The organism is Burkholderia sp. LFS061, assembly GCF_047978125.1.
GTDB classification, from domain to species: Bacteria; Pseudomonadota; Gammaproteobacteria; order Burkholderiales; family Burkholderiaceae; genus Burkholderia; species Burkholderia pyrrocinia_C.
This window is the reverse complement of sequence record NZ_JBFPFS010000006.1, coordinates 19985-45800: the sequence shown is the minus strand read 5'-3', so window position 1 is coordinate 45800 and position 25816 is coordinate 19985. Positions and strand designations below refer to the sequence as shown.

General features: G+C 67.7%; 17 protein-coding genes. 8 read left to right on the top strand and 9 right to left on the bottom strand.

Annotated features, from left to right (window positions below):
* The 6 genes from aruF to ACNQQL_RS07115 all read left to right on the top strand — a co-directional run bounded on the left by aruF (window position 1) and on the right by ACNQQL_RS07115 (window position 7027).
* Complete coding sequence (gene aruF, locus ACNQQL_RS07140) at window positions 1-1053, top strand: arginine/ornithine succinyltransferase subunit alpha (RefSeq protein WP_347063704.1); 1053 nt, start codon at window positions 1-3, stop codon at window positions 1051-1053.
* Window positions 1050-2084, top strand: coding sequence for an arginine N-succinyltransferase (gene astA / locus ACNQQL_RS07135; RefSeq protein WP_347063703.1), 1035 nt, complete (start codon window positions 1050-1052; stop codon window positions 2082-2084). Before aruF ends, astA begins: the two co-directional genes overlap by 4 nt.
* Window positions 2085-2091: 7 nt before the next feature.
* A complete protein-coding gene (astD, locus tag ACNQQL_RS07130) occupies window positions 2092-3555 on the top strand; it encodes a succinylglutamate-semialdehyde dehydrogenase (protein WP_347063702.1) in 1464 nt (487 codons plus the stop codon).
* Window positions 3556-3569: 14 nt separating this feature from the next.
* Entirely contained in the window at window positions 3570-4910 is a 1341-nt protein-coding gene (gene astB / locus ACNQQL_RS07125) for an N-succinylarginine dihydrolase (RefSeq protein WP_310136888.1), read from the top strand.
* 7 nt (window positions 4911-4917) lie between these two features.
* Window positions 4918-5946 (top strand): succinylglutamate desuccinylase, encoded by a 1029-nt coding sequence (gene astE, locus ACNQQL_RS07120; RefSeq protein WP_177318335.1) that lies wholly within the window; start codon window positions 4918-4920, stop codon window positions 5944-5946.
* A 286-nt stretch (window positions 5947-6232) separates the two neighbouring features.
* Window positions 6233-7027 (top strand): ABC transporter substrate-binding protein, encoded by a 795-nt coding sequence (locus ACNQQL_RS07115; protein WP_072435952.1) that lies wholly within the window; start codon window positions 6233-6235, stop codon window positions 7025-7027.
* A 101-nt stretch (window positions 7028-7128) separates the two neighbouring features.
* Here ACNQQL_RS07115 and ACNQQL_RS07110 read toward each other — a convergent pair whose 3' ends face one another.
* Both ACNQQL_RS07110 and cdpA read right to left on the bottom strand, forming a co-directional pair.
* A complete protein-coding gene (locus ACNQQL_RS07110; protein WP_347063701.1) occupies window positions 7129-8631 on the bottom strand; it encodes an HDOD domain-containing protein in 1503 nt (500 codons plus the stop codon).
* Window positions 8632-8658: 27 nt separating this feature from the next.
* Window positions 8659-10401 (bottom strand): putative bifunctional diguanylate cyclase/phosphodiesterase, encoded by a 1743-nt coding sequence (gene cdpA, locus ACNQQL_RS07105; RefSeq protein WP_204426344.1) that lies wholly within the window; start codon window positions 10399-10401, stop codon window positions 8659-8661.
* Between the two features lie 277 nt (window positions 10402-10678).
* On the opposite strand from cdpA, the gene ACNQQL_RS07100 reads away from it, so the two are divergent.
* Window positions 10679-11227 carry a peroxiredoxin gene (locus ACNQQL_RS07100; RefSeq protein ID WP_105390752.1) on the top strand — a complete coding sequence of 183 codons (549 nt, stop codon included), beginning with the start codon at window positions 10679-10681 and terminating at the stop codon, window positions 11225-11227.
* A gap of 88 nt (window positions 11228-11315) precedes the next feature.
* On the opposite strand, the gene ACNQQL_RS07095 is transcribed toward ACNQQL_RS07100, so the two are convergent.
* Window positions 11316-11945, bottom strand: a complete 630-nt coding sequence (locus tag ACNQQL_RS07095; RefSeq protein ID WP_347063700.1) for an SDR family oxidoreductase — start codon at window positions 11943-11945, stop codon at window positions 11316-11318.
* A 278-nt stretch (window positions 11946-12223) separates the two neighbouring features.
* On the opposite strand from ACNQQL_RS07095, the gene ACNQQL_RS07090 reads away from it, so the two are divergent.
* Window positions 12224-13681 carry an NYN domain-containing protein gene (locus ACNQQL_RS07090; protein ID WP_347063699.1) on the top strand — a complete coding sequence of 486 codons (1458 nt, stop codon included), beginning with the start codon at window positions 12224-12226 and terminating at the stop codon, window positions 13679-13681.
* 90 nt (window positions 13682-13771) lie between these two features.
* On the opposite strand, the gene ACNQQL_RS07085 is transcribed toward ACNQQL_RS07090, so the two are convergent.
* From ACNQQL_RS07085 to ACNQQL_RS07060, 6 genes are all read right to left on the bottom strand, one after another.
* Window positions 13772-14155 carry a VOC family protein gene (locus ACNQQL_RS07085; protein WP_175962346.1) on the bottom strand — a complete coding sequence of 128 codons (384 nt, stop codon included), beginning with the start codon at window positions 14153-14155 and terminating at the stop codon, window positions 13772-13774.
* Window positions 14156-14260: 105 nt separating this feature from the next.
* On the bottom strand, window positions 14261-17566 hold the full coding sequence (locus ACNQQL_RS07080) for an efflux RND transporter permease subunit (protein WP_347063698.1): 3306 nt from the start codon (window positions 17564-17566) through the stop codon (window positions 14261-14263).
* A gap of 3 nt (window positions 17567-17569) precedes the next feature.
* Window positions 17570-20683: an MdtB/MuxB family multidrug efflux RND transporter permease subunit gene (locus ACNQQL_RS07075; RefSeq protein WP_347063697.1), complete on the bottom strand. Its 3114-nt coding sequence runs from the start codon at window positions 20681-20683 to the stop codon at window positions 17570-17572.
* A gap of 15 nt (window positions 20684-20698) precedes the next feature.
* Window positions 20699-22057: an MdtA/MuxA family multidrug efflux RND transporter periplasmic adaptor subunit gene (locus tag ACNQQL_RS07070; RefSeq protein ID WP_347063696.1), complete on the bottom strand. Its 1359-nt coding sequence runs from the start codon at window positions 22055-22057 to the stop codon at window positions 20699-20701.
* Between the two features lie 255 nt (window positions 22058-22312).
* Window positions 22313-23137 (bottom strand): IclR family transcriptional regulator, encoded by an 825-nt coding sequence (locus ACNQQL_RS07065; protein WP_072435943.1) that lies wholly within the window; start codon window positions 23135-23137, stop codon window positions 22313-22315.
* 606 nt (window positions 23138-23743) lie between these two features.
* Complete coding sequence (locus tag ACNQQL_RS07060; RefSeq protein ID WP_347063695.1) at window positions 23744-25702, bottom strand: PhoX family protein; 1959 nt, start codon at window positions 25700-25702, stop codon at window positions 23744-23746.
* Window positions 25703-25816: the final 114 nt, after the last annotated feature.

The following is a 25816-nucleotide window of genomic DNA, read 5'->3' as shown; positions in this document are numbered from 1 at the left end:
ATGCTATTTGTTCGCCCCGGCAAACTCACGGATCTCGATGCGCTCGCGCACATGGCGCGCACCGCGCAGCCGGTCCTGCACTCGCTGCCGCACGACCGCGCGGCGCTCGAAGCGCGCGTGGCGCTCTCCGAGGATTCGTTTCGCGCGGACGTCGACTTCGCCGGCGAGGAGTTCTACCTCTTCGTGCTCGAGGATTCGTCGACGGGCAAGCTGCTCGGCACGGCGAGCATCGTGGCCGCGGCCGGCTACTCGGAACCGTTCTACGCGTTCCGCAACGACGCACTGATCCACGCGTCGCGCGAGCTGCACGTGAACCGCAAGATCCACGCGCTCACGATGTCGCACGAGCTGACCGGCAAGAGCCGGCTCGCCGGCTTCTACGTCGATCCGTCGCTGCGCGGCGACGCGGCCGCGCACCTGATCTCGCGCGCCCGGATGATGTACATCGCCGCGAACCGCCGCCGCTTCACGCCCGAAGTGTTCACGCTGCTGCTCGGCGTGAGCGACGGCAACGGCGCATCGCCGTTCTGGGAAGCGGTGGGCCGCAAGTTCTTCGGCCGCGACTTCACCGACGTCGACATCGCGTCGGGCGGCCGCAGCCGCACGTTCATCGCGGAAGTGATGCCGGCCTATCCGATCTACGTGCCGCTGCTGCCGGAAGCCGCGCAGCGCGTGCTCGGCGAGCCGAACGAGACGGCACTGCTCGCGTACGACATCCATCTCGAGGAAGGCTTCGAGCCCGACCGCTTCGTCGACATCTTCGACGCGGGCCCGGTGCTGACCGCGCAGGTCGACCGCATCGCGTGCGTGAAGCACGGTACGGAGCGCGTCGTGCGCGAAGCCGCGCACCAGCAGGGCGACGTCGCGTACATGGTGTCGACGGGCAGCGGCGAATCGTTCCGCTGCGTGTTGGCCGACCTGCCGGGCGATATGGGCGACGCGCCGCTGGCCGGCGACGTGCGCGCGGCGCTCGGTGTGAAGGATGGCGATGTCGTGCGCTGCGTGCCGCTGCACCGCCGCGACGATGAAGATTTGAAGGGAGACGCAGCATGATCGTCGTTCGGGTCGTACAAACGGGCGACGTCGATGCGCTCGTGTCGCTCGCGAAGGAAACCGGGCCGGGCCTGACCACGTTCAAGCCCGACCGCGACGCGCTCGCCGCGCGCATCGAGCGCACGCGCCGCACGCTGGCGGGCGAGGCCGCGCCGGGCGAAGCCGGCTACTTCTTCGTGATGGAAGACTCGAAGACGGGCGACATCGCAGGCGTGTGCGGGATCGAATCGCAGGTCGGCCTCGAGCAGCCGTTCTACAACTATCGCGTGAGTACGGTCGTGCACGCGAGCCAGGAGCTCGGCGTGTGGACGCGGATGTCCGCGCTGAACATCTCGCACGACCTGACGGGTTATGCGGAAGTGTGTTCGCTGTTCCTGAGCCCGCGCTATCGCACGGGCGGCGTCGGCGGCCTGCTGTCGCGCTCGCGCTTCATGTTCATCGCGCAGTTCCGCGAGCGCTTCCCGGAACGCATCTGCGCGGAACTGCGCGGCCACTTCGACGAAGACGGCACGTCGCCGTTCTGGCGCGCAGTCGGTTCGCACTTCTACCAGATCGATTTCAACGCGGCCGACTACCTGAGCTCGCACGGCCGCAAGTCGTTCCTCGCGGAACTGATGCCGCGCTACCCGGTGTACGTCGACCTGCTGCCGAAGGATGCGCAGGATGCGGTCGGCCTCACGCACCGCGACACGCTGCCGGCCCGCAAGATGCTCGAGGCGGAAGGGCTGCGTTATCAGAACCACGTCGACATCTTCGACGCGGGACCCGTGCTCGAATGCCACGTGAACGACTTGCGCACAGTGCGCGAGAGCGTCGTCGTGCCGGTCGCGATCGGCGTGCCCGACGCGCAGGGCGACCATCCGCCGACGTCGCTCGTATCGAATACGTCGCTCACCGATTTCCGCGTCGGCGTCGCGCCGGGCGTGGTCGCGAACGGCTCGTTCGTGCTGTCGGCCGACGATGCCGTCGCGCTCGACGTGAAGGCCGGCGATCCGGTCCGCGTGCTGCCGCTCAAAGTCAAACAGGGATAAACGAATCATGACGGAACTCTTCATCGACGGCGCCTGGGTCGCAGGCTCGGGCCCCGTCTTCGCTTCGCGCAACCCGGGCACCGACGAGATCGCATGGCAGGGCGACAGCGCATCGGCGGCCGACGTCGACCGCGCGGTCGCGAGCGCGCGCCGCGCGTTCGCCGGCTGGTCGGCGCTCGACTTCGAATCGCGCTGCGCGATCGTGAAGCGCTTCGCGGCATTGCTCAACGAACGCAAGGAAGCGATCGCAACCGCGATCGGCCGCGAGACGGGCAAGCCGCTGTGGGAAGCGCGCACCGAAGTCGCGTCGATGGCCGCGAAGGTCGGCATCTCGATCCAGGCATACCAGGAACGCACGGGCGAGAAGCGCCAGGACATGGCCGACGGCGTCGCGGTGCTGCGCCACCGCCCGCACGGCGTCGTCGCGGTGTTTGGCCCGTACAACTTCCCCGGCCACTTGCCGAACGGCCATATCGTGCCCGCGCTGATTGCCGGCAACACGGTCGTGTTCAAGCCGTCGGAGCTTGCACCGGGCGTCGCACGCGCGACGGTCGAGGTGTGGACGGAAGCCGGGCTGCCGGCCGGCGTGCTGAACCTCGTGCAGGGCGAGAAGGACACGGGCATCGCGCTCGCGAACCATCGGCAGATCGACGGGCTGTTCTTCACGGGCAGCTCGGATACCGGCACGCTGCTGCACCGGCAGTTCGGCGGCCGTCCGGAAATCGTGCTCGCGCTCGAGATGGGCGGCAACAACCCGCTCGTGATCGGCGAAGTCGAGGACATCGATGCGGCCGTGCATCACACGATCCAGTCGGCATTCCTGTCGGCCGGCCAGCGCTGCACGTGCGCGCGCCGCATCTTCGTGCCTCAGGGCGCGTTCGGCGATCGCTTCCTCGCGCGCTTCGCCGACGTCACGTCGAAGATCACGGCCGACGTGTTCGATGCCGATCCGCAGCCGTTCATGGGCGCGGTGATCTCGGCGCGCGCGGCGGCGAAGCTCGTCGACGCGCAGTCGCGCCTGATCGAGCAGGGCGCGAAGCCGATCGTCGCGATGACGCAGCGCGATCCGCGTCTCGGTTTCGTGAACGCGGCGATCGTCGACGTGACGGGCGTGGCGAACCTGCCCGACGAAGAGCATTTCGGCCCGCTCGCGCAAATCGCCCGCTACGCGACGTTCGACGAAGCGATCGAGCGCGCGAACGACACGGCGTTCGGCCTGTCCGCCGGCCTGCTCGCCGACGACGTGCGTGCCTGGGAGCACTTCCGCCGCACGATCCGCGCCGGGATCGTCAACTGGAACCGGCCGACCAACGGCGCATCGTCCGCCGCGCCGTTCGGCGGCACGGGCCGGTCGGGCAACCATCGTCCGAGCGCATATTACGCGGCCGACTATTGCGCGTATCCGATGGCGTCGGTGGAAAGCACGCAACTGACTTTGCCCGCGAGCCTGTCGCCGGGCCTGCATTTCTGATCGAGGGAACGACGATGAACGCACAAGAAGCCAATTTCGACGGGCTCGTCGGCCCGACCCACAACTACGCCGGGCTGTCGTTCGGCAACGTGGCGTCGCTCAACAACGAGAAGTCGGCCGCGAACCCGAAGGCCGCCGCGAAGCAGGGGCTGCGCAAGATGAAGCAGCTCGCGGATCTCGGTTTCGCGCAGGGCGTGCTGCCGCCGCAGGAGCGGCCGTCGCTGCGCCTGCTGCGCGAGCTCGGCTTCTCGGGCAAGGACGCGGACGTGATCGCGAAGGCCGCGAAGCAGGCGCCCGAGCTGCTCGCGGCGGCGAGCTCGGCGTCGGCGATGTGGACCGCGAACGCGGCCACCGTCAGCCCGTCGGCCGACACGAGCGACGGCCGCGTGCACTTCACGCCGGCGAACCTGTGCAGCAAGCTGCATCGCGCGATCGAGCACGACGCGACGCGCCGCACGCTGTCGACGCTGTTCGCCGATCCCGCGCACTTCGCGGTGCACGAAGCGCTGACGGGCACGCCGGCGCTCGGCGACGAAGGCGCGGCGAACCACACGCGCTTTTGCGCCGAATACGGCAAGCCGGGCATCGAGTTCTTCGTGTACGGCCGTGCGGAATACCGCCGCGGCCCCGAGCCGAAGCGCTTCCCGGCACGCCAGACCTTCGAGGCGAGCCGCGCGGTCGCGCATCGCCACGGGCTCGCCGAAGAAGCGACGGTCTATGCGCAGCAGGATCCGGACGTGATCGATGCCGGCGTGTTCCACAACGACGTGATCTCGGTCGGCAACCGCGACACGCTGTTCACGCACGAGCGCGCATTCGTCAACAAGCAGGCGATCTACGACACGCTGACCGCCGCGCTCGACGCACGCGGCGCGCGCCTGAACGTGATCGAGGTGCCCGACGCGGCCGTGAGCGTGAACGACGCGGTGACGTCGTATCTGTTCAACAGCCAGCTGCTGTCGCGCGCGGACGGCTCGCAAGTGCTCGTCGTGCCGCAGGAATGCCGCGAGAACGCGAACGTCGCGGCCTATCTCGACCGTCTCGCGGCCGGCAACGGCCCGATTCACGACGTGCTCGTGTTCGACCTGCGCGAAAGCATGAAGAACGGCGGCGGCCCCGCGTGCCTGCGCCTGCGCGTCGTACTGAACGAGGCGGAGCGCGCGGCGGTCACGTCGAACGTATGGATCGACGACACGCTGTTCGCGTCGCTCGACGCGTGGATCGACAAGCACTATCGCGATCGCCTCGCACCGGAAGACCTCGCCGATCCGGCGCTGCTCGACGAATCGCGCACGGCGCTCGACGAGCTCACGCAGATCCTGCGCGTCGGGTCGCTGTATGACTTCCAGCGCTGACGCACCGATGTCCGCCGCCGCGCCGCTCGACGACTTTCTCGCGTTCACGTTGGCCGGCACCGTGCCGGCCGCGACGGACGGCGCCTGCGCGGGCGGGGCAGTCCGCTGGCAATGGCTCGGCGACGGGCTGCTCGCGCTCGAACCGGCCGCGGCTGACGGTGCGGCGCGCGCGAGCGTGCTGGTATCGGCGGGTGTGCACGGCGACGAGACGGCGCCGATCGAGCTGCTGTCGATGCTCGTGCGGGATCTCGCATCGGGCGCGCTGCCGCTCGCGTGCCGGCTGCTGGTCGTGCTCGGCAACGTGCCGGCGATGCGTGCCGGCGAGCGTTATCTCGACGACGACCTGAACCGCCTGTTCAGCGGCCGTCACGCGCAGGTGCCCGCGAGCCGCGAAGCGCCGCGCGCCGCGCGGCTCGAAGCGGCGGCTGCCGCGTTCTTCGCGGCGGCGCCGGCGGGCGGCGTGCGCTGGCACATCGACATGCATACGGCCATCCGCGCGTCGGTGTTCGAACAGTTCGCGCTGCTGCCGCATACCGGCACGCCGCCGACGCGCACGATGGTCGAATGGCTCGGCGACGCGCGCATCGCGGCCGTGCTGCTGCATACGGCGAAGGGCAACACGTATTCGCATTTCACGGCCGAGCACTGTGGCGCGCTCGCATGCACACTGGAACTCGGCAAGGTGCGGCCGTTCGGCCAGAACGACCTGACGCGCTTCGCGCCGGCCGACCTGGCCGTGCGTCGACTCGTATCGGGTGCGCGGAGCGACGCCGGGGCCGAGTTGCCGCGTGTATTCACCGTGATCGACCAGATCACGAAGCAGAGCGACGCGCTCGAGCTGTTCGTCGCGGCCGACGTCGCGAACTTCACCGCGTTCGCGCGCGGCACGGTGCTCGCGCAGGACGGCGACTACCGCTACACGGTGACGCACGACGAGGAACGGATCGTGTTTCCGAACCCGACCGTGAAGCCGGGCCTGCGCGCGGGACTGCTCGTCGTCGACACGACGCGCGAGACGCTCGCGGCACTTGTCTGAGCGCGTGTCCCGACCGATTGCGCGGCCGCGACGGCACGCGGCCTTGCATATTTGCGACATCGTCTTGCAAGTTCGGCTGCCGACACGGCCGGCGCCGCGCACGCACCGCAGCATCGCGCGCGGGCGGCCGCTTTGCCATATCGGGCCGCGCGGATTGGTACAATCGCGGCCTTGCGGCTGTTGCGCCGCATCACGGCGCGGCATCGACATTGTCGCGGCCATCCGGCCCTGCAATGATGCAAGCGCCCGTAGTTCCGGAACATTCGAGTATCGAGGAGAGCACCTGATGAAGTTGGATTGGCGTAAAGTGGCCGCGCACGCGGTGGTGGCGGCATCGGTGGCGGCGGCAGGCAGCGCGTTTGCCGCGGATCTGAAGGAGATCCGGTTCGGCGTCGAGGCCTCGTACGCACCGTTCGAATACAAGACGCCCGACGGCAAGCTGACCGGCTTCGACATCGATATCGGCAACGCGGTGTGCGCGAAGCTGAAGACGAAGTGCGTGTGGGTCGAGAACGACTTCGACGGCCTGATCCCCGCGCTGCAGGCGCGCAAGTTCGACGCGATCAACTCGGACATGACGATCACCGACCAGCGCAAGCACGCGATCGCGTTCACCGATCCGATCTACACGATTCCGAACCAGCTGATCGCAAAGCAGGGCAGCGGCCTGCTGCCGACCCCGCAATCGCTGAAGGGCAAGCGCGTCGGCGTGCTGCAGGGCACGATCCAGGAAGCGTACGCGAAGAAGAAGTGGGCGCCGGCCGGCGTCGAGGTCGTGCCGTACCAGACGCAGGACCTGGCCTATGCCGACCTGAAGTCGGGCCGTCTCGACGCGACGTTCCAGGATTCGGAAGCCGGTTCGAAGGGCTTCCTGACCAAGCCGCAAGGCCAGGGCTTCGCGTTCGCGGGCGGCACGGTCAGCGACACCGAGATCCTCGGCTCGGGCGTCGGCTTCGGCCTGCGCAAGAACGACGCGGCGCTGAAGACCGCGCTCGATCAGGCGCTGAAGGACCTGAAGGCCGACGGCACGATCGACAACCTCGCGAAGAAGTACTTCAGCGTGCCCGTGACGCTCAAATAAGCGTTTCGTTCGATCGCACGATGCAAGCAAACCGGCCGCTCATGCGGCCGGTTTGCGTTCGGGAGGCAGGAAACGACGCGGGCAGGCCGCCGCTGGCCGCGCTACGCGGGAAAGAACCGGCCCAGTTCGCGCGCGAGCTCGTTGAGCACGCTCATCTCCTGCTGCGCGATCTTGCGCGCGGGCTGCGCACCTGCCCAGTCGCCGTACAGCAGCGCGACGGTCGTCGTGCCGACCCGCACGGGCAGCAGCACGAACGCGCGCGTGTCGTCGAACGCGTCCAGATACCACGCGGGCAGGCGCTTGAGCATCTTCGGTTCCTGCGCCTGCTCGATGAAGATGCCGACCGAATTCGTGATCGCGAGATGAAACACGTCCGGCTCGAAGCGTTCGTCGAAGCGCAGCCTGTCGAGCGCCGTATCGACGCCGGGGCCGAAGCCGAGGCGCGCGGCGAACGTGCCGTCGTCGTGACGCACGAACATCACGGTGCGCGTGAACGCGAGGCCGGCCAGCAGGCTTTCCGACGCGAGCGCGAGCACCGGCGTCAGCACATGCTCGGACGGCAGCGCGCGCAGGTCCGCGAGGCCGGCTTCGAGGCATGCCTCGGGCTCGGCCTGCGCGCGCGCGATCGCATCGGCGTTCGCGCGCAGCTCGACGATCTCGCGCATCACGGTGTCGCTCGCTTCCTCGCGCGCGAGTAGCTCGGCGATCTCGACTAGCGCGTCGGACTCCATGTCGAGCTCCGTGCCGTAGTGCTGCGCGAGCGTCGCAATGCGCGCGTCGCGCTGCGGGCTCGCGGGCATCACGAGCGCGCTCGCGACCTCGGTCGAGCAGCGGCTCACCGCGCGCAGCCAGCGTACGCGGTCGGCCGGGCCGTCGTCGGCGGCATGGCTCGCGTTGCGGTCGTCGTCGTATTCGTCGTCGAACGCGTCGGCGTGGGCCGCGTGATCGTCGTTGGCCATCCCTGCGCGAATCACGTCGGGCAGCCGCCAGCGCGCGGCCGCTTCGAGCCCGATCTCGTCGAAGCCGACGCCGAGCACGTCGATGCACGCGGCCGCTTCGTCGCCGTTCAGTTCGGCCGTGCGCCGGCGGATCCGGTCCCATTCGCTGTCGAGATAGCAGACCACCAGCAGCTTGCCGACCTGGCGCATCAGCGTGCAGACGACGGCTTCCTCGCCGCCGCGCAGCTCGGCGTGCTCGGTCAGCTTGCGCGCGACGCAGCCGGACAGCAGCGCGCGGTTCAGTTCGAGCTTCGCGTCGATGCGTCGCGGCGTGCTGTGGTGGAAATGGTCGACGAGCTTCAGCCCGACGACGAGATGGCCGACCGCGTCGAGGCCGAGCACCATCAGCGCGCGGGTGACGGTCGTGATGTTGCCGCCGAACGCCATGTACATCGCGGAGTTCGCGAGCCGCAGCACTTTCTGCGTGAGCGCGAAATCCGACAGCACGACGCGCACGAGCGCTGTGAAGTCGAGGTCGTCGTTCTTCATCGCGGCCATCGTCGCGCGCAGCGATTCCGACAGCAGCGGGAAGTCGCCCCGTTCGTTCATCCGGGCCCACAGCTTGTCGAGCAACGCGGTGCGGGGCAGGTATTCGGTGGTTGACATACGGATCTGTCCGGTTCGCCGCGCGTGTCAGGCGGCGGCGTGCAGGTGCAGTTGCTGCGCCTCGAAGCGCCGTGCGAGTTCCTCGGACGGCAGCGCCTGGCAGACGAGCCAGCCCTGGATGTGATTGCAGCCCATCTCCGTCAGCAGTTCGCGCTGCGCCTCGGTCTCGACGCCTTCGGCGACGAGCTCGAGATCGAGCGTCTGCGCGAGGCCGACCACCGCCGACACGATCGCGCGGTCGTTGCGCGACGTCAGCAGGTTCTCGACGAAGCTGCGGTCGATCTTCAGCTTCGCAAGCGGGAAGCGCTGCAGGTACGCGAGGCTCGAATAGCCGGTGCCGAAATCGTCGATCGCGAAACGGATGCCGAGATCGGTCAGCTCCTCGAGCAGCCCCTTCGCATGCGCGGGGTCGTGCATCAGCAGGCTTTCGGTGATTTCGAGCACGATGCGGCGCGGGTCGATGCCCGTCAGCGCGATCGCCTCGCGCACGCTCTGCGTGAAGCGCGGGTCGCGGAACTGCTGCGGCGACACGTTGACCGCCACGTACTGCAGCGCGAGCCCCTGACGGTCCCACGCAACGAGCTGCATGCACGCGGCCTTGAGCACCCAGTTGCCGAGATAGTTGATCAGGCCGATCGATTCGGCGAGCGGAATGAAGGTCGCCGGCGGCACGAGGCCGTGCACCGGATGGCGCCAGCGGATCAGCGCCTCGACGCCGACCACCGCGCACGACTGGCTGTGCGTGATCGGCTGGAAATGGAGCGAAAACTCGCCGTTGCGCACGCCGTCGTACAGATCGGCTTCGAGCTTCAGCCGTTCGGCGTCGGCCGGATCGTCGACAGGCGCATGGAACGCGAGCGCGTTGCCGCCCGATGCCTTCGCCTGCGCGAGTGCGTGATCGGCGCGGCGCAGCAGCGGGCTGTGGTGCTGCGCGCGATGCGGCGCGGCACGCTCGTCCGGATAGAGCGCGATGCCGATGCTGGCGGACAAATGCACCGTCTGCCCCTGGTACACGTAGGGTTCGCGCACCGCGGCCTGCAGCCGGCGCGCGAGCGCGTCGGCGGCATGGCTCGCCTGCGCGCGGTCCGGCGCGCCGAGCACGATCGCGAACTTGTCGCTTGCGACGCGCGCGAGCCGTTCGTTCGGCGTGACGAGTGCCTTCAGCCGCTGCGCGGTTTCGCGCAGCAGCGTGTCGCCCGCGTCGTAGCCGAGCGCGCGGTTGATCCGCTGGTAGTCGTCGAGGTCGAGCAGCAGCAGCGCCGCGCAGGTGCCGTCCTCGTCGGCGGTCTGCTGCGCGCGCATCAGCGCGGGCACGAGCGCGGACAGGTTGTCGAGCCCCGTCATCGGATCGTGGTGCATTTCGTACGTGAGGCGCGCCTCGAGCGCGCGCCACGACGACACGTCGAACGCCGCGATCGCGAAGCCGTCGACCCCGAGGTGACGGCTCTTGAACGCGCGGATCTCGACGTCGAGCGGATAGGTCAGCGACTTGACGATGCACATCGTCGCCTTCTCGACCTGGCCCGAATGCGCGGCGCGCGCAAGCAGGCCTTCGAGCGCCGCGGTATCCTGTTCGGCGATCAGGTCGCGCAGCGTCAGCGTGTGCAGGTAGTCGCGGTGGTAGCCGATGAAGCGCAGGCTCGCGTCGGACACGTACAGAAAGCGCAACTCGCGGTCGACATGGGCGAGGAAATCCACCGTGCCGACCGTCTGTTCCAGCCAGTTGCGCACGGAGTCGTCGCGCCGCGGCGCGCCGGCGCGCGCGGGCATCAGCGCGCCGCCCGACCAGGCGAAGCGGCGCAGCGTATGCAAGGCGCTGCGCCAGGAGCCCTTGCGTGACGTCTGTTTCCTGTTGGCTTCCATGTTTCTCGCTGACGTGAAGGGCTGGAACCGGTTGTCCGGAAGGAATAACGGCAGACTGTGCGGAATCTTTAACGGGCCGGGCGCGGATGGTGCTGCCGCTGGACCGGATCATGCACGTGCGTTCGACAGGCGAACGCCAACGTGGCCTACATCGAGGCTGACTTTATAAGAAATGAGGACGCAGATGAAGCGAAAACTGTTGCTGGGCGCCGCGGCGGCGCTGGTGGCCGGCCATGCGCTGATGGCACAGGCGCAACTGAAGCCGGGCGCCGCGGCGCCGGACTTCACGACGCAGGCGTCGCTGGGCGGCAAGACTTACACGTACTCGCTCGCCGATGCGCTGAAGCATGGGCCGGTCGTGCTGTATTTCTACCCGGCCGCGTTCACGAAGGGCTGCACGATCGAGGCGCATGCGTTCGCGGATGCGGTCGACCGTTACAAGGCTTATGGCGCGACGGTGATCGGCGTATCGGCAGACAATATCGACACGCTGACGAAATTCTCGGTGAGCGAGTGCCGGAGCAAGTTCCCGGTCGCGGCCGATCCGGACGCGAAGATCATCCGTGAATACGACGCGAAGCTGCCGGCGCTCGACCGCGCGAACCGCGTGTCCTACGTGATTTCGCCAGAAGGGAAGATTCTGTACGAATACACGAGCCTGTCGCCCGACAAGCACGTCGAGAACACGCTGGCCGCCGTGAAGGCGTGGGCCGACGCGCATCCGAAGCAGTAGGCGGCAGCCCACGCGTAAGCGGCCCGTCGTGCGGGCCGCGGGCGCGGGAAAACGCGCCGCCTCGCGAGGCGGCGCGCGTGGAGCCGCGTTATGCGCGCAATGCCTGCTCGATCGGCACGCCGCCGCCGACGAAGCCGACGATCTTGCGCGAGATGCCGAGCTTGATCGCCTCGATCGCGGCCCACGCGACATCCTGGCGCGATACCGGCGGCGCGGGCTCGACGCGCTCCTCGGTCAGCGCGATCTTGCCGATGCCCGGCGTGTCCGTGAGCGGGCCGGGGCGCAGGATCACGTAGTCGACGCCGGATGCGATCACGCGCTCGTCGCCTTCGCGCTTCATCTGCGAATAGTGGCGCAGCGCGTCGGGGCTCTGCTCGGGCCAGTACGCGGACAGCGAGCTGATCACGACGAGCTTCTGCACGTTGTACGCCAGCGCATACTCGGCCGCGCGGGCGACCGCGTCGCGGTCGATCTGCTCCTCTTCGGCCGCGCCTTCCGATTCGGCCGAGCCGGCCGTATAGATCACGTGCGTGATGCCCTGGAATGCGTGCGAGAAATCGTCCGTCAGATCGGCCTCGACGACCTTCGCGCCCGGCAGCGCATAGCCTTGCCGGCGCACCAGCGCCGTCACCTCGAATTCCGGCTGCTTGAGCAGCAGATCCGCGCAGGCCTGGCCGGTGCGGCCGGTCGCGCCAATCAGCAGTACCTTCGTCGTCATGAAACCGCTCCTTGCTCGATGCGTCATCCTCCCAGATAGGGACGGACGACCGATAACTCAAGTGTAATGTCGAATCGCGGTGGCGGCGCACAGGTAATAAGGGGCGTACCGGCGCGGGCTTCCGGTGCGGATACGCGGTCTCCCGGCGACACGGCGCACGTTCGGGCGGTCATTCATTCACCCGGATTCGGGAATGACGCGCCGACCGGCTATCATGTGCGCGATGCATTTTTCGACGCTACGTCCCATAACGCGTCGGCCAACCGGTTGGAGTACACATGGCATTACCCCTGGACAACGTCAGCATGGCCGTGTTCTGCGACTTCGAGAACGTCGCGCTCGGCGTGCGCGACGCGAAGTACGAGAAATTCGACATCCAGCCCGTGCTGGAGCGCTTGCTGCTGAAGGGCAGCATCGTCGTGAAGAAGGCCTATTGCGACTGGGATCGCTACAAGGGCTTCAAGGCGTCGATGCACGAGGCGAGCTTCGAGCTGATCGAGATTCCGCACGTGCGCCAGTCGGGCAAGAATTCGGCCGACATCCGGCTCGTCGTGGACGCGCTCGATCTCTGCTACACGAAGTCGCACGTCGATACGTTCGTGATCATCAGCGGCGACTCGGACTTTTCGCCGCTCGTGTCGAAGCTGCGCGAGAACGCGAAGAAGGTGATCGGCGTCGGCGTGAAGAAATCGACGTCGGACCTGCTGGTCGCGAACTGCGACGAATTCATCTTCTACGACGATCTGGTGCGCGAGCAGCAGCGCACGCTCGCGAAGCGCGAACAACAGCAGCGCGCCGGTAACGGCGGCGCGAAGCGGCCCGACGAGCCGTCGCGCAAGCACGACATGGACGCGCGCAAGGCCGAGGCGATCGCGCTGGCGGTCGAGACGTTCGACGCGCTCGCGTCGGAGCGCGACGACGTCGGCAAGATCTGGGCGTCGGTGCTCAAGAGCGCGATCAAGCGCCGCAAGCCGGATTTCAACGAGTCGTACTACGGGTTCCGCGCGTTCGGCAACCTGCTCGACGAGGCGCAGGCGCGCGGCCTGCTCGAAGTGGGGCGCGACGACAAGTCGGGTGCGTTCGTGTCGCGGGCACGCCAGCCGGCGGCCGCGGAGCATGTCGCGGCGGGCGGTGAAGGTGCCGCGGCGCACCACAGCCCGCGCGCGGCGGAGCCGGCGCGGGCCGGGCGCGAATCGCGACGTCGCGGGCAGCGGGCGGAAGCGGTCGTGCACGAAAGCGTGCAGGTCGAAGCGCAGGAGGCGGTCGTTGCCGAAGTCGCCGACGCAGCGGCGGTCGCGCCTGCCGTCACGGCCGATGCGGCCGACGCGCACGGCGACGCGAAGGACGGCCGCAAGCGCGCACGCAAGAGTGCGGCGAAGAAGACCGGCGCGAAGAAAACCGCCGCCGCGAAGAGCGCCGGCCGTCACGAGGCCGGGAAGCCGGACGATGCCGCGCATGGCGCGGCGCAGCACGGTGGCGACAAGCACGCGCACGGCAAGCATGCCGACGACGCACATCGCGATGCGGGGCAGGGCGACGACCGGCACGCCGCGGTGACGCACGCCGAGCCGGCGGCCGGCGATTTCGGCGGCGAGGTTGCCGCGGCGCAGCCGTCGCATGACGCCGCGCCGGTCGAATCGGCTGCCGAAGCACCGGCCGCTGCCAAGTCGAAGAAGCCGGCCCGCAAGGCGGCGCCGCGCGCGCGTCGTCCGCGCAAGACGGCGGCTACCGAGTAAATAAACCGCAGCCGGGCCGGGATCGTCCGAAACAGGACGGCACCCGGCCCGCGCAATACCGGCCGGCGCAACGCCGGCCGGCCTGCCGAGCTAACCGTTCAGCACATACGGCCGCGTCATCACTTCGAGGAAATGGCCGTCCGGATCGTCGAAATACACGCCGCGGCCGCCGTTGTGGCGGTAGATGTCGCCGGGTTGCCGCTTTGCCGGATCGGCCCAGTGCGGCAGCCCGCGCTCGCGAATGCGCGCGAACACGCGGTCGAAGCCGGCTTCGTCGGTCAGGAACGCGTAATGCTGCGCCGCGATCTCCCCCGTCTTTTCGTAAAAATCGAGCGACACGCCGTTGTCGAGCGCGACGACCAGCATCGCGCCGAACGGCGTCGGCGGCGGCAGTTCCAGAAGCTCGGTGAGGAAGCGGCTCGACGCGTGCTTGTCTCGGCACCAGACGATCGTGTGGTTCAACTGGACGTTCATGGCGTGTTCCCGTGAAGGGCGCCGCGGTGGGCATGGAAACACGATAGCCGATCGCCACCGGTGTTCAAGCGCGGAAAGCGGCCGCCTGACGGGCAGCCGCTGCCGTCACTCCCCGGCGACCGCCGGCCCGCCCGGATTCCGGCGGTTGCGCCGCTTCTCGGCCCACACGCGCAGCCGGTCCATGTACAGATAGACGACCGGCGTCGTATAGAGCGTCAGCACCTGCGACACGACCAGGCCGCCGGCGATCGCGATCCCGAGCGGCGCGCGCAGCTCGGCGCCGTCGCCGCTGCCGAACGCGAGCGGCAGCGCGCCGAGCAGTGCCGCCATCGTCGTCATCATGATCGGGCGGAAGCGCAGCAGGCACGCCTCGTGGATCGCGTCGAACGACGACTTCCGGTTGTTGCGCGTCTGGTCGATTGCGAAATCGACCATCATGATCGCGTTCTTCTTCACGATGCCGATCAGCAGGATCACGCCGATCAGCGCGATGATGCTGAACTCGGTCTTGAACAGCAGCAGCGCGAGCAGCGCGCCGACGCCGGCCGACGGCAGCGTCGACAGGATCGTGATCGGGTGGATGTAGCTCTCGTACAGGATCCCGAGCACGATATAGACGGCCAGCAGCGCGGCGAGGATCAGGATCGGCTGGTCGTTCATCGACTGCTGGAACGCCTGCGCGGTGCCCTGGAAGCTGCCGACGATCGTCGGCGGGACGCCGACCTGCGCCATCGTCTGGTAGATCACCTGCGTCGCCTGCGACAGCGACACGCCCGGCGGCAGGTTGAACGAGATCGTCGTCGCGACGAACAGCCCTTGGTGGTTGACCGACAGCGGCGTCGTGCTCGGCCCGAACGTCGCGATCGCCGACAGCGGGATCATCGTCGACTTCGACGTCGATACCGATGCGCCCGACGACGCGCTCGACTTGCCGCTGGCCGCGATCGAGTTGAGCGCCTGGTTGCGCGCGGAATCGGACGCGATCGCCGCGGCGCTCTGCGCGGCCGTGCCGGCGCTCGACGTGCCGGCCGACGTCGCGACGTAGGTGCCGGCCGCCGCGTTGGTGGTCTGCGAGCCGTTCGCGCTGCCGCCCGACGTGCTGATCCATACCTGGTTCAGCATCTCGGGGCTCTGCCAGTATTTCGGCGCGACTTCCATCACGACGTGGTACTGGTTCAGCGGGTTGTAGATCGTCGAGACCTGGCGCTGGCCGAACGCGTCGTACAGCGTGTTGTCGATCTGCGCGGGCTTGATGCCGAACCGCGCGGCCGTCGCGCGATCGATCGTCACCATCGCCTCGAGGCCGCCTTGCTGCTGGTCGGAGTTCACGTCGGTCAGCTCGGGGCGCTTTTGCAGCGCCTCGGTCAGGATCGGCCCCCACTTGTACAGGTCGGCGCTCGAATCGCCGAGCAGCGTGAACTGGTACTGCGCGTTGCTCTGCCGGCCGCCGACGCGGATGTCCTGCGCGGCCTGCAGGAACGTGCGCGCGCCCGCGACGTCCGCCAGCGGCGGGCGCAGTTGCTGGATCACCTGGTCGGCCGACAGCTTGCGCTCGGTGCGGTCCTTCAGCGTGACGAACATGAAGCCCGAGTTGGTCTGCGTGCCGCCGGTGAAGCCCGCGACGCTCTTCACGTTCGGATTGCTCTGCACGATCCGCATCATTTCGGAGAACTTCAGCTTCATCGCCTGGAACGACGTCGACTGGTCGGCCTGGATGCCGCCGATCATCAGCCCGGTGTCCTGCTGCGGGAAGAAGCCCTTCGGCACGACGATGTACAGGTAGACGTTCAGCCCGATCGTTGCAAACAGGGTCATCAGGATCAGCAGCGGCCGGCGCAGCGCCCACGACAGCGAGCGCTCGTAGCCGCGCTGCATGCGCGTGAAGCCGCGCTCGAGGAAGCGCCCGAAGCGGCCTTCGCTTCGCGGGTCGTGCGACTCGGGCAAGAGGCGCGCGCACATCATCGGCGTGACGGTCAGCGACACCGCGAGCGACACGGCGATCGCGAGCGACAGCGTCAGCGCGAACTCGCGGAACAGGCGCCCGACGATGCCGCCCATCAGCAGGATCGGCAGGAACACGGCGACGAGCGAAATGCTCATCGACAGCACCGTGAAACCGACCTCGCGCGCGCCGTCGAACGCGGCCTGCATCCGAGATTTGCCGTTCTCGATGTGCCGCGAGATGTTCTCGAGCACGACGATCGCATCGTCGACGACGAAGCCGGTCGCGACGATCAGCGCCATCAGCGACAGGTTGTCGATCGAGAAGCCGAGCAGGTACATCGCGCCGAACGTGCCGATGATCGAGATCGGCACCGCGACGCTCGGGATCAGCGTCGCGCGCCAGTTGCGCAGGAACAGGAACACGACCATCACGACGAGGCTGACCGCGATCAGCAGCGTGTGCTCGGTGTCCTTCAGCGACGCGCGGATCGTCGTCGACCGGTCGAGCACGGGCGTGACCGTGATGTCGGCCGGCAGCGACGCGGTGAGCCGCGGCAGCGCCGCGTGCACGCGGTCGATCGTCTCGATGATGTTCGCGCCGGGCGAGCGGTACAGGATCACGAGCACCGCTCGCTGGCCGTTCGCGAGGCCCAGGTTGCGCAGGTCCTCGACCGAATCGACGACGTCGGACAGGTCGGACAGCCGCACGGCCGAGCCGTTGCGGTACGCGACGACGAGGTCGCGGTATTGCGACGCGTCGGAGGCCTGGTCGTTCGTATAGAGCTGGTAGCGCTGCGGGCCGAATTCGATCGCGCCCTTCGGGGCGTTCGCGTTCGCGGACGCGAGCGCCGCACGCACGTCCTCGAGGCCGATCCCGTAGTGGAACAGCGCCTGCGGTTCGAGCTCGACGCGCACGGCCGGGTTGGCGGAACCGCTCACCGACACCTGGCCGATCCCGTCGATCTGCGACAGCGACTGCTGCAGCACCGTCGACGCCGCGTCGTACAGCTTCGCCGGCGACGAGGTTTCGGACGTGAGCGACACGACCATGATCGGCGAATCGGCCGGGTTGACCTTGCGGTAGGTCGGGTTGCTCTTCAGCGCGGCGGGCAGGTCGGCGCGCGCCGCGTTGATCGCGGCCTGCACGTCGCGCGCGGCGCCGTCGATGTCGCGGTTCAGGCCGAACTGCAGGATGATCCGCGCGTTGCCGACCGTGCTCGTCGACGTCATTTCGGACACGTCGGCGATCGAGCCGAGGTGCCGCTCGAGCGGGCTCGTCACGCTGGTCGCGACGGTCTCGGGGCTCGCGCCGGGCAGCGACGCTTGCACCGAGATGGTCGGGAAGTCGACCTGCGGCAACGGCGACACCGGCAGCTTGATGAACGCGAACAGGCCCGCGAGCGCGACGCCGAGCGCGAGCAGCGTCGTCGCGACGGGGCGGGTGATGAAGGGGCGCGACAGGTTCATGGCTTACGCATCCGTGCGCGTGCCGGCAGCGGGGCTATGGCGTTCGAACCAGCCGCGCACGCGGCGCGCGAGCGAGTCGAAGCCGAGGTAGATCACGGGCGTCGTGAACAGCGTCAGCACCTGCGACACGATCAGGCCGCCGGCGATCGCGATCCCGAGCGGCTGGCGCAGTTCGGAGCCCGCGCCGGAGCCGACGATCAGCGGCACCGCGCCGAGCAGCGCGGCGAGCGTGGTCATCAGGATCGGCCGGAAGCGCAGCAGGCACGCCTGGAAGATCGCCTCGCGCGCCGGCTTGCCTTCGTTGCGTTCGGCGTCGAGCGCGAAGTCGATCATCATGATCGCGTTCTTCTTCACGATGCCGATCAGCAGCACGATGCCGATGATCCCGATGATGTCGAGGTCGTGCCCGGTGATCATCAGCGCGAGCAGCGCGCCGACGCCGGCCGACGGCAGCGTCGACAGGATCGTGATCGGGTGGATGTAGCTTTCGTACAGCACGCCGAGCACGATGTACATCGTGATGATCGCCGCGAGGATCAGGAAAACCTGGTTCGACAGCGATGCCTGGAACGCGAGTGCCGCGCCCTGGAAGCGCGTCTGGAACGACGCGGGCAGCGCGATGTCCTTCTCGGCGGCCTCGATCGCCTTGACGGCCTCGCCGAGCGACGCGCCGGGCGCGAGGTTGAACGAGATCGTCGTCGACGGGAACTGCGACAGGTGCGCGACCAGCAGCGGCGACGGCCGCTCGTGGAACGACGCGATCGACGACAGCGGCACCTGGCCGCCGCCGGCCGACGGCAGGTAGATGTCGTTCAGCGATTTCGCGTAGTGCTGCTCCTTCGGTTCGGACTCGAGAATCACGCGGTACTGGTTCGACTGCGTGAAGATGGTCGACACGATGCGCTGGCCGAACGCGTCGTACAGCGCGTTGTCGACGGTCGCCGGCGTGATGCCGAAGCGCGCGGCGCTCGCGCGGTCGATTTCGATGTAGACGGACTGGCCGTTGCTCTGCAGGTCGGTCGCGACGTCGGCGAGCGACGGCTCCTGCTGCAGCCGCGCGACGAGCTTCGGCACCCAGGTCGCGAACTCGTCCGAATTCGGGCTCGTCAGCATGAACTGGTACTGCGTCGGGCTGACGGTCGAGTCGATCGTCAGGTCCTGCACCGACTGCATGAAGAGCGAAATGCCCGTGATGTTCGCGACGCGGTGCTGCAGGTCGCGGATGATCTGCGCCGCCGTCTCGGAGCGCTCGTCGCGCGCCTTCAGGTTGATCAGCATCCGGCCGCTGTTCAGCGTGATGTTGCTGCCGTCGACGCCGATGAACGACGTGAGGCTTTCGACGTTCGGATCCTTCAGGATCTCGGCCGCGAGCGCCTGCTGGCGTTCGGCCATCGCGCCGTACGAAATCGACTGCGGCGCCTGCGTGATCGCCTGGATCACGCCGGTGTCCTGCGCGGGGAAGAAGCCCTTCGGTATGTATACGTAAAGCAGGCCGGTCAGCACGAGCGTCAGCAGCGCGACGACGAGCGTCGAGCGCTGGCGGTTCAGCACCCATTCGAGCGCGACCGCATAGCGCGCGATCACCCAGTCGATCGTCTGGTGCACGCGCGCCTCGAAGCGGTGGCTTTCCGGCGGCGGCGAATGGCGCAGCAGCTTCGCGCACATCATCGGCACGAGCGTGAGCGACACGATCGCCGAGATCACGATCGTCACCGCGAGCGTGATCGCGAATTCGTGGAACAGGCGCCCGACCACGTCGCCCATGAACAGCAGCGGGATCAGCACCGCGATCAGCGATACCGTCAGCGAGATGATCGTGAAACCGATCTGCCGCGAGCCCTTCAGCGCGGCCTCGAGCCCCGATTCGCCTTCCTCGACGTAGCGCGCGATGTTCTCGATCATCACGATCGCGTCGTCGACGACGAAGCCGGTCGCGATGGTGAGCGCCATCAGCGACAGGTTGTTCAGCGAGAAGCCGGCCAGGTACATCACCGCGAGCGTGCCGATCAGCGACAGCGGCACCGACAGGCTCGGGATGATCGTCGCGTAGACGTTCGCGAGGAACAGGTACATCACCAGCACGACCAGCCCGACCGCGAGCAGCAGCTCGAACTGCACGTCGCGCACGGCCGCGCGGATCATCGTCGTGCGGTCGGTGACGATCTGCACGTCGAGCGCGGCCGGCAGCGTTTCCTGCAGCTTCGGCAACTGCGCCTTGATCGCGTCCACCGTCTGGATCACGTTCGCGCCGGGCTGGCGCTGCACGTTCAGGATGATCGCGGGCTCCGAATTCACCCACGCGCCGAGCTTGGTGTTCTCCGAGCCGGCGACGACCGTCGCGACGTCGGTGAGCATCACCGGGCGGCCGTTCTTGTACGCGACGACGGCGCTGTTGTACTGGTCGGCGCTCGTGAGCTGGTCGTTCGCGTTGATCGTGTAGGCGCGCGTCGGGCCGTCGAAGTTGCCCTTCGGCGTGTTCACGTTCAGGTTCGAGATCGTCGTGCGCAGGTCGTCGAGGTTCATCCCGTACTGCGCGAGTGCGGTCGGGTTCGCCTGGATCCGCACGGCCGGGCGGTTGCCGCCCGACAGGCTGACGAGGCCGACGCCCGCGATCTGCGAGATCTTCATCGCGAGGCGCGTATCGGCCAGATCCTGCACCTGCGTGAGCGGCAGCGTCTTCGACTTGACGGCGAGCGTGATCACCGGCGCGTCGGCCGGGTTGACCTTCGCGTAGATCGGCGGGGCAGGGAGGTCGGACGGCAGCAGGTTGCCGGCCGCGTTGATCGCGGCCTGCACTTCCTGCTCGGCGATGTCGAGCGGCAGGTCGAGCGAGAACTGCAGCGTGATCACCGACGCGCCGGCCGAGCTTTGCGACGACATCTGGTTCAGCGACGGCATCTGCCCGAACTGCCGTTCGAGCGGCGCGGTGACCGACGAGGTCATCACCTCCGGGCTCGCGCCCGGGTAGAAGGTCTGGACCTGGATCGTCGGGTAGTCGACCTCGGGCAGCGCGGCGAGCGGCAGGAAGCGCAGCGCGACGAGGCCGGCCAGCATGATCGCCGCCATCAGGAGGGCGGTGCCGACCGGCCGGAGAATGAAGAGACGGGATGGATTCATCGAGCGGCCCGCGCGTTATCGGGCCGCTGCTTGCGACGCGCCGTGCTGGTGTCCGCCGCGATGGCCGCCGGCGTCCGATGCACCCGACGCCGCGCCGGCGCCGCGCGCGCCCGACGCGCCTTTCGGCTTGTCGGCCGGGATCGAGATCTTCGCGCCTTCGCGCAGGCGGTCGGAGCCGTCGGTCACCACGCGCTCGCCGAGCGCGATGCCGCTGACGATGCTCGTGCGCTCGCCGTCGACCGGGCCGGGCTTGACCTTGCGCACCGTCACCGTGTTGTCGGGTTTCACGACGTAGACGAACTGGCCGATCGAACCCGTCAGCACCGCGGACGTCGGCACGATCGTCGCATCGCGCATCACGTCGACGAGCAGCCGGGTGTTCACGAACTGATTCGGGAACAGCATGCCTTCCTTGTTATCGAAGTTCGCGCGCAGCTTGACCGTGCCCGTGCTCGTGTCGATCTGGTTGTCGAGCGTCGCGAGCGAGCCCGTCTCGAGCGGCACCGTGTTGTTGCGGTTGTATGCGGTGACCGACAGTTTCTGGCCTGCGTTCACCTGCTTGAGGATCTGCGGCAGGTTGTCTTCCGATGTCGTGAAGATCACGCTCATCGGCTGCAACTGCGTGATCACGACGATGCCGGTGCTGTCGCCCGGCGTCACGTAGTTGCCGGGGTCGACCTGACGCAGGCCGACGCGGCCCGACACGGGCGCTGTGATGCGCGCATACGTAAGGTTCAGCTTCGCGGAATCTATCGCGGCCTGGTCGGTCTTCACCGCGCCTTCGTATTGCTTGACGAGCGATTTCTGCGTATCGACGGTTTGCGACGCGATCGAGTCCTGCGACAGCAGCGTCTGGTAGCGCTTCAGGTCGAGGCGCGCCGTCGCGAGCAGTGCCGAGTCGCGCGCGAACGTGCCTTCGGCGTTCTCGAGCGACACTTGGTACGGGCGCGGGTCGATCTGCGCGAGCACGTCGCCTTTCTTGACGATCTGGCCTTCCTGGAACGACACCGACTGCAGATAGCCCGACAACTGCGTCTTCACCGTCACGTTCGCGAGCGGCGTCACGGTGCCGAGCGTGGACAGCACGATCGGCATCTCGCCCTGCGTCGCGGTCGCCACCTGCACCGGCTGCGGAACGTTCGCCATCGCGGCGGGGCCGCCGCGGCCGCGATGGCCGCCGGCGCCGCTCGCACCCTGGGCCGCGCTGCCGGCACCCGGCTTGGCCGCCGACGTGCGATTCCACGGGTGCCACCACAGCAGGCCGCCGATGACGACGACCGCGAGCGTCCCGATCATCAGCGTGCGGCGCGGGCGCCGTGCGGCGGGAGAGGCGGGATCTTTCGAAGGGGGCGTGGGATTTTGTTCGTTATCCATCGTGTTCTGTCGGGAAGACGGCGCGGCGTGCCGGGAATCGGACTGCTCTTGGCTGCGCATGGGCGAGCGGTGCCGGGAGGGGCAACCCGGCTCGGTCCGGTGCCCACCCGACCCGCGCGGGAAAAGAGCTGTGCGCACCGCGAATGCGGCGCGACGATGGGCATGATCCTACGTGCCGTCCCCGTTACAGTCCAGCGGTCTATCTTTCAACGGGTTACGGTCGTTACAGAACGCGTCGGCACGATGACGGAACGATTACACGCCGATGCGTCGGGCCGGCGCGCCGCCGATCTCGCGGGTGATTTTCGCGATGCATTCGTGCAGTGCGGGTACGACATGTTCCTGTAGCCATTCGGGCGGACACTGGTGCGACGCACCGCCGCAATTCACCGAATAACGCTGGCCCGACGGGCCGACGAAACCGGCAGCGACCGCATTCAGGCCCTCGCGCCATTCGCCGATCGCGATCGCGTGGCCTTCGCGCATCGCTTCGTCGAGCGCGGGATTGAGCCTCGCGGACACATGCGGCCAGTCGTCGCCCGCCGTCGTGCGCAGCGAATCGAGCAGTTGGCGCCGCTCGTCGTCCTCGAGTGCCGCGAGATACGCGCGGCCGACGGCCGTGCGGGCGATGTCCATCCGTGAGCCGATTTCGAGGCGCGTGACGAGCACGGCCGAGCGCGGCCGGATCACGTCGATCGCGACCATGTCGAGCCGGTCGCGCACCGCAAGGTGCACGGACAGCGACGTGCGTTCGGCCAGCTCGATCATGAACGGCCGCGAACGCGCGCGGATGTCGAAGTTGCGCAGGAAGCCGTGGCTCAGTTCGAGCACCGATGCGGTGAGCACGAAGCGCTCGCTGTCGGGCAATTGGAACAGGAAGCCGGCGCTGACCAGCGTCGCGGTGATGCGCGACACGGTCGGCTTCGGGATGCCGGTCAGTTCGGTCAGCTCGCGGTTGCTGACGGGCGCGTCGGCAGCCGCGATGCGGCGCAGCACGGCAAGGCCGCGGGCGAGCGCGGTGATCTCGTCCGGCGACGATTCACGATCTCGGGACGCGGAAGAGGTTACAGTTGTCGACACAAGGGATTCTCTCTATTTCCGAAACTCGATTTCAATTTTGTTGGTATTGTAGGATGATTGTCAAAAGATGCATGTTCCGTGGGTGAACCGGTCATTGGATGAGATTTTGCGGGTTCACCCTTGGTTTATTAGGAAAATGCTCAAAGGAGCCTTGCCGGAAAGTGCATGAGCCGGTGCAAATACCGCTTGACTTGTCGGGCGGAAACGGAAAGAATGTCTCACGTTTTCGAAACATCGTTTCAGGAGTTTAACCGGCAACGGTGTTTCGCGCAGTCTCTCAGGTTCTAGCACGGCCCTCGGAATGGCTAGAACTTTTTTAGCGCCACGGTCTCCGTGGCGCTTTTTTTTGCCCGTCCGCCCGGACGCGTCAGGCCCGTATTATCCCCCGATCGCAGAAAACGCCCGTCCGAACGTCCGGCGGAGCATGCTTGCGCGCGATGCATCCGCGGCAGGTTCGATTCGCGCGCGCAAAAAAAAGCGCGATGCCCGCAGTGGGCATCGCGCACAAACCGGCGTGGAGCGCCGACGAATGAACGGTGATGAAGAAAGGAGCGCCCGGCTAGGGGCGGCCGGCCAGGGGCGCAAGGCCCCCCTCGCACGAAGCGGTCAGGCCTTCGCGAGCTTGATGCTGGTCTGCTCGGCCGTCAGGTAGCCGACGCTGGCGCCGAAGCGGTCCTTGAAGTTCGCGCGCACGAGCGGGTCGAGCGTCGGCTTGACCTTGTCGTGCAGCGGCGTTTCCCAGTCGCCCGCGTGCTGGAAGTTGCTCATGACGTACGTCCAGCCGTTGATCTCGTCGACCGCGTGCAGGCCCGTCGATTCGGCGCCGGCCGGGCACGACAGCACGCGCACGAGCGATTTCGTGTCGACGTTGTAGGCCCACAGGAAGTTGTTCACGTGCATGCCCGAATCTTCGCCGATGAAGAGCGTGCGCAGCTTCTCGGAGAACTTCAGGTTGTCCGGGTTCGCGATCTTGTCCGGGTTCGCGAGGTTGCCGAGCCCGTCGGCCGCGGCGAGATCCTCGCCGACGAGCGCGGCCGGCGCGCCCATGTCGACCGGCACCCATTCGCTGTCGATCGCGCCGCCCGTCGTGTCGCGCTGGCTGCCCTTCAGGTTCAGCGCGTAGACGGCGCCCGCGGCGATCTTCTTGTCGACCGCGACGTCGCGCGACACCGCGTTGCCCTTGACCATCGACGTCTCGATCCGCGACATCGCCGTGTAGACGATCTTGTCCTTCGCGTTCACGGTCGTGCCTTCGAGCTTCGTGAACGACATGCTGCCGCCGAGCAGCGCCGCATAGCGGTGCGTCTCGAGGAACGCGGCCGCCTTTTCCATCCCCGGCTTCACGCGCATCCAGTTGAACTTGCCGCCGAAGTGGATCTTCGTGTAGCTCGCATCGTTCGGGTCGGTGGTCGTCAGGTCCATGATGTCCGACGCCTTCAGCGTGTTCGCGAGCGCTTCGATCTCGCTGCTCGTCGCGTGGCCGATCCTGATCCACGTAAGCGTCGCCGTGCCCGCGCCGGCGGACGACGTCTGCGTCCACTTCGCGACGTACAGCGTGCCGGCCGACAGGTCGGCCGCCTTGTCGGCGACGAACATGAACAGGCCGCCGTTGGTTGCGTCGTCACCCATCATCACGGTGCGCTGGTCCGGCATCACCTGGATCAACTCGTGCGAGATGCGGCCGAGGCAGTAGTGCTTCCTCACGGTGCCCGTGCCGTCCGGGTTCACGGTGATCTCGGGCAGGTGGCCGTAGTGGTAGGGGTTCGCCTTCGTCTCGTCGCCGAACGTATTCCTGCTGAACGCCTTGAACTGCGCGTCGGTCGCGGCCTTCGTCGCGTCCGGCTCGTACTCCTCGCTCGACAGGTGCGTGCCCCACGGCGACAGGCTCGCGCCGCAGGTGATCCACAGGCCGTGCGCGTTCGACGTGTCGACGTTGTGGTACTTGACGACCTTCAGCGCGCCGGTGGCCGGATCCTGGTCGAGCGTGAGCACCGCGATCGGCGACGGCAGCTGGCCGTACTGCGATGCGCTGGCCTGGTCGCGCGTCGTGTATTCGAACTGCACGACCGCGAACACCGTGTTGCCCTTCACGCCCGGCACGTTCGCGTTCTTCAGCGTGAGCAGCGAGCTGCCGTCCGGGCAGTCGGAATAGAACTGGCGCTCCTTGCCGGCTACCGAACGATCGATGATCGGCTGGTTGTTGATGTCGTAGTAGCCGCCCGCGAGCGTCGTGCCGCCCTTGCCGTCCGGCACCATGTCGCCCGTCACGAAGAACGGCCGGTACGCGAGCTTGAAGTTGCGCGACGAGCCGTCCGAGAACGACACCGACAGCGTCGAGCCGACCGTCGTCGTGGCCATCGCGGCCGCGTTGTCGAGCGTGGGTGCGGCCATCGCCGAGAACGTCGCCGACGTATACGCGGCGGCGGCCGGCGTCGACGTCGGATTGTCGTCGCCGCCGCAACCCGTCAGCAGGGCCGGCAGCGCGAGGCCGGAAAGGGGAAGCATCGGCGCGCCGGCGAGGATCTTCAGGGCCTGACGACGGGCGGCATTGGGCAACGCGGGCATGTGGAGTCCAGTTTCAGTTGTTGGAAGAATGGCCTTCGCGAAGCGGAAGCAGGCGTTCGGCAAGCTCCGCGAAGGCAAAGTGAAAACTGGACGGAAGTGTAAGGACGCTTGATG